At 35.0% G+C, this 13,254-nt stretch carries 1 protein-coding gene; it reads left to right on the forward strand.

The window, feature by feature from the left end; translation table 11 throughout:
* Positions 1-300: 300 nt before the first annotated feature.
* Positions 301-13,119: a BspA family leucine-rich repeat surface protein gene (locus ACE193_RS23145; RefSeq protein WP_375560557.1), complete on the forward strand. Its 12,819-nt coding sequence runs from the start codon at positions 301-303 to the stop codon at positions 13,117-13,119.
* Positions 13,120-13,254 lie beyond the last annotated feature (135 nt).

Consider the following 13,254-nt stretch of genomic DNA (forward strand, 5'->3'; position numbering starts at 1 on the left):
AGATAAACATAAGTAGTTTGTTTTTTGATATGGATTCATGTCTCAACTATAACGCATTTTCTTAAAAAAACAAAAACTTAATATTTTGCCTTGCGTATTAACAAAGTAGAACCAATAAGCTGTTTTGTAATCAAAAATTCATATTTTTGTACTACTCAGTATTATTTGAGGGTTTATTTCTTTACAATCAACACAAAATCAACACGTTCTATTCATCTATCTATTTCTTTACTGCGTCGAAATAGGTAACTTGTATCTACTTATAAAATAAAAATATTTCGACTTACCCTATAATAGTCTATGAAAAATATATTTACTGCTTTCCGTTTTTTTTCTTTTCTTTTTTTATTGCTGTTACTGACTGGGCATGGTTTGTTGGCACAAATTCCTGTTTCGGGTACTAATTATCAACATACTGCTTATACCAATACGGCTAATCAGAGAGATATGGCAGTAGTAGATTTGAATAACGATGGACTTTTAGACGTGGTTACTGTTTCTGGAAGTGCTACAAGGACTTTAGAGGCAAGACTGAATAACGGAACTACTTTAAATGTAGTAGCAACACCTACAGTAGCTGCAGATTTTAATGCACGCTCTCTAACAGCTGGAGATTTTGACAATGATGGCTTAGCAGATGTAGTAGTAGCTAATCCAAATAGTAGCACTTTATCTTTTTATAAAGGGAATGGAGATGGAACGTTTCAAAGTGAAGCAAGTATTTCTATGACACCCCCTAGTGATGTACCTACTCAGGTTACATCAGTTGATATTAACAATGATGGTAATTTAGATTTAATTACATCACATAGTAGTGGAGATAGAATAAATATTCATTTAGGAAATGGTAATGGTTCTTTTTCTCTTAATTTTGCTCGTTATGATGTGGGTAATCAACCAAATAGAGTATTGGTTAGAGATTTTAACAATGATAGTTTTTTAGATATAATAGTTGGTACAAGTAGTGCTGCTAATTTTAGTTATCTTGAAAATGATGGAAGTACAAATTTTAATCTTCATACCATTACCACCTCAAATACGGGTTCGAGTACTTTTGAAGCTGGAGATTTTAACAGTGATGGTAATCTAGACCTTATTGTTGGGAGTGTCAATAGAAATGAAGTTACTATACATTATGGCACAACCAATAACGGAGCTAGTTACTTCAACCCAACATTTGCCCCCTTTCCTATCGGTACAGACTCAAGAGATATTAGTGTAGCCGATCTTAATAATGATAGCCATCTTGATTTTTTAATTACAGATTATGCAGGCACGCCCGTAAAGGCTCGTTTAGGAGATGGAGCAGGTAATTTCGGAGGAATTATACAAATAAGCAATGGACAATCAGCTACGCAAAGAGTAGAGATTGCAGATATGAATAATGATGGAAGACTTGATATTGTATCGCACACAAATAATGATAAAATTGTAGTTTCAACTCATATATTTTCTACCTTTACCTCAACAGCAACAGGAGGAAACTGGAATAATGGAACTACATGGGTAGGTGGAGTTGTACCTACGTCAAGCTCAAATATTATCATTGCTACTACTGGAATAAATAAGGTAACTGTAAATGTAAATAATATTTTAGCTAATTCTATTCAAATTAATCAAGGAGCTATTTTAGATTTTGGAAATACCACAGGACATTCAATCAGTGAACTTTCTACAAATGCTGCTGTTGGAGTACGAACCCTTCGTATAGCTAGTGGTTCACTTCCTAGCCTTACTACAAATACTTTCATTACAAATGCTGGTTCATTGATAGAGTTTTATGGTACTACTGACTATGGCATACCCACGACTTTTACTGGAAGTAATTATAGAAACCTTACCATTTCTGGAACAAGTACAAAGTCACTTTCAGGCATTACCTCTATAAATAGGAACTTAATAGTTAATACAAATGCTATTTTTGATATTTCTTCTTCTCTAACTATTAATGGAACAACAGATATTTTTGGTGAACTTTCCACTAGTAACTCATCAACCTTAACATATGATTTTGTAGGTAGTGTAACGGTTGCATCTGGAGGTACTTTCCAATTTAATCCATCTAATGCCACTTTTAATTTTGGTAGTGGAATTGAAAACAATGGTACTTTTGATATGGATGGCTTATCGAATATTAATTTTCTTGCCTCTCAAACTGTTTCAGGTTCTCAGCCTTTAGATATAAATACATCCACAAACCAACTTACTATTCCATCTGGTGTTAATCTTACTATTACAGGAGAAGTAAACTATATAGGTAACGCTAGAATAAACGGCACTGATGGAACTTCTCAAATCACGTTAGGAGCAAATGGAATTCTGAGAGCTGATGGAAACTCTTTGATGGCAACAGGTATATTAGATGCCTCTGGAAATAATAGTTTGGTACAATATACTAGAAATGGAGCTGCTACTGTAAAATCTTCTACTTATCACAATCTGCAAGTTTCCACAGCAAGTACAAAGACTTTGGGTGGAGATATTATTGTTAATGGAAACTTGACAATAGATAATAGTGTAACCCTTGATGTAGATAATACAAATAACTATGCTATTGATATTAAGGGAGAGTGGAGCAACAACGGAACTTTTGAGGCAAGAAATGGTAAAGTAACATTTAGTGGGACTGGAACATCTCAAACGATAGGAGGAGCCAACAACACTACTTTTTATGATGTGGATTTTATTTCCCCTGCTGCAAACGAAATTACTCTAACAGGCACAACCGTTCCATCGCTGACTACAGTAGAGAATGATGTAACTTTTGGGGGTACAGGAACAAAAGTAGTATTAGAAGATAAAAACTTCTTGGTGGATGTAGGACTATTCGGCTTTAGTGCTAATTCATTTTTTGTTACTAATGGTACAGGAACATTTCAGCGTCCGATTCCTTCAGCATCAAGGGCTTTTCCTGTAGGATACTCTATAAATACTTATACAGTTACTACTGTTAGTGTTAGTGCTAATATGGGTATTGTAAAAGTAAAAGCAAGGGACTATCTCTCTGGGACACCCACACTCGCTGCTAATACGGGAGCAATAAAAGTGATTACAGAGATTACGCCTACTATTGCTGCTAATGCATCTATTTTTACAAATTGGACTAGTAACACAGCTATTTATAATACAACAGGTGTCGCTCTCTCTAGTCATGGTATATATTATGACAATGGTTTAGGTAGTGTAATAGATCAAGATATAACAGCTACTGCTGGTTTAACGACAGCATCGACGACCTCACAATCATTAACTGCAAATACGACTTATTCGTTTGCTGTTTTTGTGCCACCTTCAAATCCTTTCATTACTACATGGAAAACAGATAATACAGGCACGACTAGTGCAACAGAGATACTTATTCCTTTAGAGCCTAATACAAATTATAACTTTACTGTAGATTGGGGAGATAGTAACTCTGACACTTATAACGGATTAGGTAGTTCTTTAAATCCTATTCATGATTATGGTGTAGGAAATGAGGGTACATATACAGTTTCTATCACAGGAGATTTTCCACGTATTTATTTTAATAATAGTGGAGATAAATTAAAACTACAAACCATCGAACAATGGGGAGATATAGCTTGGACAAGTATGGAATATGCTTTTTATGGGTGTTCTAATCTGACTACTATTGGAGCAGGTGCTACTAATACACCTAATTTAGGGGGGGGAGCAAACCTAAATAGAATGTTTAGTGATTGTATTTCTTTTGTTGGAGATCCAAATATGAATAATTGGAATACTACATCAGTAACTCAAATGAGCAATATGTTTAGATCAGCAAGTTCATTCAATCAAAATATTGGAAGCTGGAATACAGCAGCAGTAACCGAGATGGTTAATATGTTTAATAATGCAGTTGCTTTCAATAATGGAGATATAGGCAATACAGGTAGTAATCCATTAAACTGGAATACAGGATTAGTTGGAAGTATGTCTTACATGTTTTATAATACAACTGTTTTTAATCAACCTCTGAATTTTACATCGACAGCAGCAGTAACAGACATGCAAAGTATGTTTGACCAAGCTTCTATCTTTAATCAAGATATTGGAACTTGGGATACAGACTTAGTTGTAAATATGGAAAATATGTTTAGAAAAGCCTATGTATTTAATAATGGAGAAGCAAGTGGTGCAAGTACAAATCCTTTGAGTTGGAATACAACAACAGTAACCAAAATGAATGGAATGTTTCTTGACGCTTCTGCTTTTAATCAAAATTTAGGAGGCTGGGATATATCAGGAATAACTACTCCAGTGAGTATGGAAAATATGCTTAATAATTGTGGAATGGATCAACTTGTTTACGATGCTACTCTCATAGGCTGGGCAGGACAAGCATTAACTCCAAATGTACAACTAGGAGCAGCAGGGCGTACTTACTGTGCTGTTGCAGCTCATAATACGATTACATCAGCTCCTAATAACTGGACTATCACAGGCGATGCAATAGATGCTTCTTGTTTTCCTACGCAGCCTATTGGAAACCGAGGAATGTATTTTGATGGCGTGGATGACCAAATATCTATACCTCCTACTGCTGCCTTTGATGTTGGTGCAGAGGTTACTTACATGATGTGGGTAAAACCAAAAAGGCATGTTCTTAATGCAAGATTATTTAGAAGAGTTGGAGGAGGTATAGATGATAAACGAATACACATCAATGGAGATGGAACAGTTCGATTATTCTTAAATATACCATCAGGGACTAATGTCAATTTTACAACTACCACCCAACTTCCATTAAATGAGTGGACACATATTGCTTGTACTTATCAAAGGAATGCCACAGCCAAAATTTATTTTAATGGCATGGAGGTAGCATCAGTCGCAACTACAAATGATCCTCTTGGAAATGCAGGTACTACTGGTGCTTTAACTATAAATGATGGTCAGCTTTTTGAAGGGCAACTTGATGAATTTAAAATATTTACTAGTGTTCGTGATGCAGGACAGATTCAAGCTGATATGGCAAGTACTGCTATAAATACTACTGGTTTATTAGGTTACTGGGATTTTGAAAATGGAACAGGAGCTAATGCATTAGATAGACAAACAAACACAACGCAACATAATGGTACACTTACAAACAGTCCCCTTTGGGCATTACGAGTAAAAAACACAAATGATAGTGGTGCAGAGAGTTTTAGAGATGTCATTAATGATGCTAATACACTTGCTGGGAAAAATTATATTGATTTTAGTATTCCGACTGCTACACCTCCTTATACTATATCTCCAGTAGCTAGTGCATTACCAACCATTACAGAAGATATTTTCATAGATGGTTATTCACAGTTTGGCTCATTGGTAAATACAAATGCAGTTGCAGGTGGTACGAATGCAGAACCCCTAATAGAAATAGAAGGAAGTACAATAGGTGGTACTACTACTGGTTTAACATTCACTAATGTAAATGCTACCGTACAGGGGTTAGTCATTAATCGTTTTGGAGGAGAGGGGATTTCAATAAATGGTGGTACAGTAAATATCTATGGAAACTTTATTGGTACTGATTTTACAGGAAGTAGTAGTTCTAGTAATGGTTCAGGTATAAGAATTTCAGGAGGCATAAATCATCAAATCGGTGGAACTAGTTCTGAGTTCAGTAATCTAATTTCGGGTAATATTGGAACGGGACTTTCTTTATCTGGAGGAACTGATAACGTAAATATACAACGTAATTATATTAGTACAGATAAAACAGGTAACAACTTACTAGCTAGTGCCACAGGAAGTACAAATGGTCTTTTTGTAGGTAGTGGAACTAACATGATGATTGGTGGAAATACTATAGAACATACTAATATTATTTCTGCTCCTTCTACAACAGGACGAGCTATGTCAGTTGCTAATACAGGATCTTCAAATGTTATCATACAAGGAAATAATATTGGGGTAGGAGCTGATGGCTCTTCTGATTTAGGTGTTTCTATAGGTGTTTTGCTTACGAATGGCACAACTAATAATATATTAGGAGGAACTAGTGCAGCAGAAGGAAATATTATTGCCAATCATGCTACAGGAGTTTTAATAGTTGCTGCTAATACAGATAATCAAGTAGTGCGTTATAATCAAATTTATAATAATGGAATTGGTATCAACTTGAATACTGATGGAAATAACAACCAGACTACCCCAGTTATTAATACAGCTAATGAAGTTTTAATAGAGGGTAATTGTAACCCCTGTGCTGATGGTGATATAATAGATGTATATGTAGATAATATAAGTACGACTGCACAAGGTGTAACTCATATTGGACAAACTACAGTCAGTTCGAATACTTGGTTGCTGACAGGTTCTTTTACTTTAAATGATGAGGTTACCACAACAAGCACAAATCCTACTAATGGTACTTCAGAATTTTCTACTGCTATACCTGTAACCACACCTCCTATCCCCACTCAGCCTATCGGAAACAAGGGAATGTATTTTGATGGGGTGGATGATTATGTCGAAGTTACTTCTGGTTTTGCAATAGACTATACACAAGGTACAGTTGAACTATGGGTAAAGCCTCAATTTACTACTGCTGCAAATAGGCAATTTCTAGTAGGACTTGTAGAGTTCTCTACAACAAAGTGGGCATATTACTTGAATGCTGACAGAAGTGGTGTAACATTTTTTGACGGAACTACTCATTTCAATTTTGCTCATACTTTTGAAAAAAACAAATGGCATCATCTTGCTTTTGTAGATGATAATGCTGGTACGATAAATCTTTATATTGATGGCAATTCTACTCCAATTACTACTTTTGCATCCAAAATTAATTCTGTTGCAAGTCCAGTTTTATATATTGGTAGTTTAGCTGGAACAGAACCATTTTTAGGACAAATAGACCAAATACGTATTTTTAACTCTGTTCGCACTTCTGCTCAAATCCAAATTGATATGGCAACTAACACAGAAAACGGAGGGGCAGCCTATTGGAATTTTGAAGAAGGAACAGGACAAACAGTAGATGACCTATCAGTAAATACTAATATAGGAACATTAGGCTCAACAGCAGGAGCAGATGGAAATGATCCACTTTGGACACTGCGAGTAAAAAATACAAATGATGCTGGTGCAGAGAGTTTAAGAGAGGTAATTACACAAGCAAACGGACTTGCAGGTAAAAACTATATTGATTTTAGTATTCCTACTACCGACACTAATTATGATTTAGGTACTAGCGTTTGGACGATACAATCTTCAGTAATGAATCATTTTACAAGAGAGGTACTAATAGATGGTTACTCTGCTTTTGACTCAGAACCTGCTACAAACATTGCTCCTGCTGATATAAAAATACAAATAGCCACTCCTCCATCTAATAATAATGTACGTCTTTCAGGTGCTTCTAGTATCACTATAAAAGGGGTATCCATAGAGCAAAGTGTTTCTAGTGGCTTGGCTGCCTTATGGCTTTCTGGAACAGCAGGACATATAGTAGAAGGAAATCATATTGGAGTAAATGCAGAAGGCAGTGCTTCTTACCCTGCTACAGCTACCAGTGGAGCTTTAGTCATGCAGAATAGTGCTAATAATATGATTGGTGGTCTCAACCCAGCAGAACGAAATATTATTTCTGGAGCATTATCACACGGAGTACGTATAGATGGAACAGCATCATCAGATAATACTATACTAGGTAATTATATTGGTGTAGCTGCTGATGGAACAACCTCATTGAGGAATAGTGTAGATGGTATTCACATTAATACTGATGGAACAAATAATAACATAGGAGATGGAACAGCAGCAGGAAGCAATATTATTGCTAATAATGGTAATTTTAGTGGCTTTGGGATTAATGTAGATGGAGGTTCTATTCAAAATACTATTAGTCATAATTCTATATACAATAATTTTGATGATGGGATTATCTTGAATCCAGCAGCAAATAATGACAAAGAAGCTCCTATGATTACTTCTGCTACTCCTACACTTATTTCAGGAACGTGTGAGGAATCAGGAGATATAATTGAAGTTTTTGAAAATAATACAGGTGAAGCACAAGGTAGAACCTACTTAGGAACTGTAACAGCAACAGGAACAAGTTGGACATATTCAGGAGCCTTTACTATTGGAAATAATATAACAACAACAGCTACGGATGGAGCAACTGGAGATACCTCTCCTTTTTCTAATGCTCTACCAGTAGCAAATGTCCCAGAAATAAACGTACAAGGAAACGGAAATGATATTGCCAGTGGAACAACTATTACAAGTACAGCCAATGATACAGATTTTGGAAGCATATTAGAATGTGGTACAAATACAATAGTTAAAACATATACTATTCAAAATACAGGCTTGGCAGACTTAACAGTAAGTGATATTACTATTACAGGAACAAATTTTGCTGACTTTACTTTGAGTGGTTTTACTTTACCCATAACTATTTCTGCAAGTGGTAGTCAAAACTTTACAGTTACTTTTGAACCCTCTGCAACAGGAACTAGAAATGCGATTGTAAGTGTAATTAATAATGATAGTGATGAAGGAATATATGACTTTGCTATTGAAGGAATAGGAGATGCCGATACACAACTTCCTGTCTTGACAGCACAATTAGACTTTACAAGAAATGTAGATGCTGGGAGTTGTACCTTTACAAATACAGATATTCCAAATGGTGTTGCTGCTGATAACTGTTCTATTTCTTCTTATTCGTATGTTTTGACAGGTGCAACGAGTGGAACATTCTCAGATTTATCTACTCTTGTTTTCAATAGTGGAATCACAACAGTCACTTGGACAGCAACGGATGGAAGTGGAAATATTTCTAACTCAGATGATTTTACGGTTACAGTGGAAGATAATGAACTTCCTGTCTTGACAGCACAATTAGATTTTACAAGAAATGTAGATGCTGGGAGTTGTACCTTTACCAATACAGATATTCCAAATGGTGTTGCTACTGATAACTGTTCTATTTCTTCTTATTCGTATGTTTTGACAGGTGCAACGAGTGGAACATTCTCAGATTTATCTACTCTTGTTTTCAATAGTGGAATCACAACAGTCACTTGGACAGCAACGGATGGAAGTGGAAATATTTCTAACTCAGATGATTTTACGGTTACAGTGGAAGATAATGAACTTCCTGTCTTGACAGCACAATTAGATTTTACAAGAAATGTAGATGCTGGGAGTTGTACCTTTACCAATACAGATATTCCAAATGGTGTTGCTACTGATAACTGTTCTATTTCTTCTTATTCGTATGTTTTGACAGGTGCAACGAGTGGAACATTTTCAGATTTATCTACTCTTGTTTTCAATAGTGGAACAACAACGGTTACTTGGACAGCGACAGATGTAAATGGAAATATTTCTACAAGTGATGAATTTACAGTTACTGTAAATGATACTCAACTACCAACGCTGACAGCTCAAGCTGACTTTACAAGAGATGCAGATGTAGGAAATTGTAGTTTTGTAAATACAGATATTCCAAATGGAGTTGCAACAGATAATTGTTCCGTTGCTTCTTACTCTTATGTTCTGACAGGTGCAACCACAGGAACAGTTCCAGATTTGACAAGTCAAGTTTTTAATGTTGGAACAACAACGGTTACTTGGACAGCGACAGATGGAAGTGGAAATATTTCTACAAGTGATGAATTTACAGTTACTGTAAATGATACTCAACTACCAACGCTGACAGCACAATTAGATTTTACAAGAAATGTAGATGCTGGGAGTTGTACCTTTACCAATACAGATATTCCAAATGGTGTTGCTACTGATAACTGTTCTATTTCTTCTTATTCGTATGTTTTGACAGGTGCAACGAGTGGAACATTTTCAGATTTATCTAGCCTCGTTTTCAATAGTGGAATCACAACGGTAACTTGGACAGCAACAGATGGAAGTGGAAATATTTCCAACTCAGATGATTTTACGGTTACAGTTGAAGATAATATTGCACCAACTATAACACCTATCTCAAGCGTAACATTATCACCAAATCAAGGTTGTAGTTTCCAAAATATATCGACGAGTAATTTTTATATTGCTGACGGAACAGCAAGTGATAATTGTGGTATTGATTTGTATGAGTATGTATTAACAGGTGCAACAACAGGAACGGTTTCTACACTAGAAAACCAAGTATTTAATGAAGGAACAACAACCATAACTTGGATGGCAACAGATATAAATGGTAATATTTCATCTTCAAGTACATTTACTATTACAGTAGTTGATAACCAAGAACCTCCTACATTAACAGCAATGCCCAACTTCACAAGAAGTACCAATGCAACAAATTGTTATTATACAAATAGAACTACAAATGCAGTTACACGTATTCCAAACGGAACAGCAAGTGATAATTGTGGTGTAGCTTCATATCGTTATCTTGTTAGTGGAGCAACTTTAGGAGATTTGTCTTCTTTAGAAGCACTTCGTTTTAATATAGGAGTTACTACTGTAAGTTGGACAGCAACAGATAGAAATGGTAATACTTCTTCACCAAACACATTTACTGTTACAGTTACAGATAATCAAAGTCCTACTATTGAAGCTCCTCAAAGTATTACAAAAACGACTAATTTGTACGGTTGTACTTCTACAAGAGATAGCTTAGATATAGGAACTCCGAGAGTTTCAGATAATTGTTTGTTTAGAGTATTCAATGATGCTCCCTCAGAATTTCCTATTGGCGAAACTATTGTTACTTGGACAGCAATAGATTCAGCAGGAAATACAGCTACCGACGAGCAAATTGTTACTATTGAAGAACAGTATTATGTTGTTCCTTCTGATTCTCTTATTTTAGTTCAGATGTATAACGAAATGGGTGGTTCTTCTTGGACTAATCGTTGGGATTTGAATACACCTGTTTCTACTTGGAATGGTATAGGTGTTCGTTGTGGTAAAGTTGCTTCTATCAATTTATTTGGCAATAATCTATCAGGGAGACTTCCTTCTTCAGTTCTGAATTTGGCTAGACGCACTGAATCTGATTTTTCATTGAATATTGGAGCAAACCGACTTGATTTTGAATCAGCAGAAGATTTTGTAGGAGCAATTCCTAATTTTACGTATTCTCCACAAGGCAAAATTTATGCTCCTCGTACTGAAAGAGTCAGACAAACTGAATCTATTACCTTTAACTCTCAAACAGAGGGCGATTTTAATAATTATCAATGGTACAAAGATGAAAATCCTATTGCTGGAGCAACAAACTGGAATTATACTATTTCTAGTGCTGTTCCTTCTGATGCAGGTATTTATGTTTGTGAGATAACCAATACAGTTGCTACTAGGCTTACATTAGAACGAAGTCCGATTACATTGGAAGTTCAAGGTTTTGTAAATCCTACTGACTCACTTGCTTTAGTAACTATTTTTGAGGAAACAGGAGGTACTGGTTGGACGAACCCTTGGGTTTTGACAGACCCTGTTGCTACGTGGGAAGGTGTTACAGTTATTGGAGATAAAATAAGAGAATTAGATTTGTCTTCTCGTAATATGAGTGGAAATTTACCGAATGTTTTTGATGATGATTTTTTCTCTGAGTTACGTTATTTGAGTTTCTTTGATAATGATTTAGAAGGACAAATTCCTGCTTCTATTGGAGCTATTACTACACTGACTTATTTAGATTTAGATAAAAATAATTTTGAAGGGACTCTTCCTGCTTCATTTGGAAATCTTGTTAATCTTCAAGCTCTATGGTTATCAAGAAATAATCTCACTAATTTGCCTGATGAAATAGGAAATTTAGAAAGTCTTCAAAACTTATATCTGAATGATAATAAATTTATAGAACTTCCTGAAAGTATAGGAAATTTGGGTGAACTTTTAGTCTTGAATGCAAGTGATAATGAACTTTTAGGTTTGCCAAATTCCATTACAAATCTGAGAAAACTCATTCAGTTTTATGCAAATCGAAATTACATTTCAACTATTCCTACTGATGTACAAAACTTAGTTCGTTTGACACAGTTTGAAATGAATACAAATAATTTGACTGCTTTACCAACAGGCTTTTTGCAACTAAGTAGTTTGTCAATATTTAAAATATCTGAAAACGAATTAGAATTTGATGATTTATTACCTTATTCGAACCGAAGTTATTCTGTATTTGATTATGCACCACAAGCTCCTATTAATGAAGAAGAAGATATTTTAGCAATTCTAAATTCATCTATTTCATTTACAGTTCAGACACAAGGAAGTGGAAATAATTATCAATGGTTTAGAAATGGAACTTCTGTTGCGACTACTCAAAATTTTGCAATAAATAGAGTAAGTAATAATGATGTAGGAATTTATACAGCACAAGTTACGAACCCAAGGTTACCAAATTTGACTTTACAACGCCGTTCGATTACGCTCAATGTAGAGTGTCAAGCAGGATTAAATTTTGAAATCAATCCACCGAACCAAACAGTATTTTGTGAAGGTCAGCCTTTTGGTTTGAAATTAGAAATCAATGAGGATTTTACAAACCCTCAACAAATTCGTTGGAGAAAAGACGGTGTTATTTTGGCTTTTGCAAGTGATAGAAGCTATACAGTTACAAGTGCAGGAAAATATACAGCCGAAATTTTGACAGTAAATGGTTGTACAGCTCTTTCGAATGAAGTAGAAATTGAAGTTCTTCCTCAACCTGAAATTAGTATTGTTCTGACAAGTGAAAATGTTTTGACAAGTACCTTAAATAGTCAAGAATCTATTACTTATCAATGGCTAAAAGAGGGTGTTCCTATTGAAAATGCTTTCGAACGAACTTATACACCAACAGAAACAGGTGAGTATAGCTTGCTTGTTTTGACAGAATCAGGTTGTAGTTCGGTTTCTGAAACAATTATCTTTACAGCAGATGAAGTTACAGGCATAGAAGAACCGATAGAATTAAGAAACGTAGATATTTTTCCTAATCCAAATACGGGTAACTTCTTTATTGATTTTGGAACAAGTACACCAAATGGTGAACCTACTTTTGTATTGATTGATGCCATTGGAAGAAAAATAATTCTCAAAACAGAACGTATTTCTTCTACTCGTTACAAAGTAAATACAACTAACTTAACAGGTGGAATGTACTATATTCAAATTGAAACAAAAGATGGATTGGCTTTCCGTAAGTTTTTCATAGAAGAATAGTAATTTATGTAGTGTAATACATACTTCAACATGAGAGAAATTTTACAAATACTTGATTATTATTAGGCAAGGTATTTTGCAATGCTTGTTAAAAAATAAATAAAGTAGTAGAGAATCTTGTTTTTTTAGAATTAA

Origin of the sequence: Bernardetia aquimarina (genome assembly GCF_042180575.1) — a bacterium.
In the GTDB taxonomy this organism is placed as follows: Bacteria; Bacteroidota; Bacteroidia; order Cytophagales; family Bernardetiaceae; genus Bernardetia.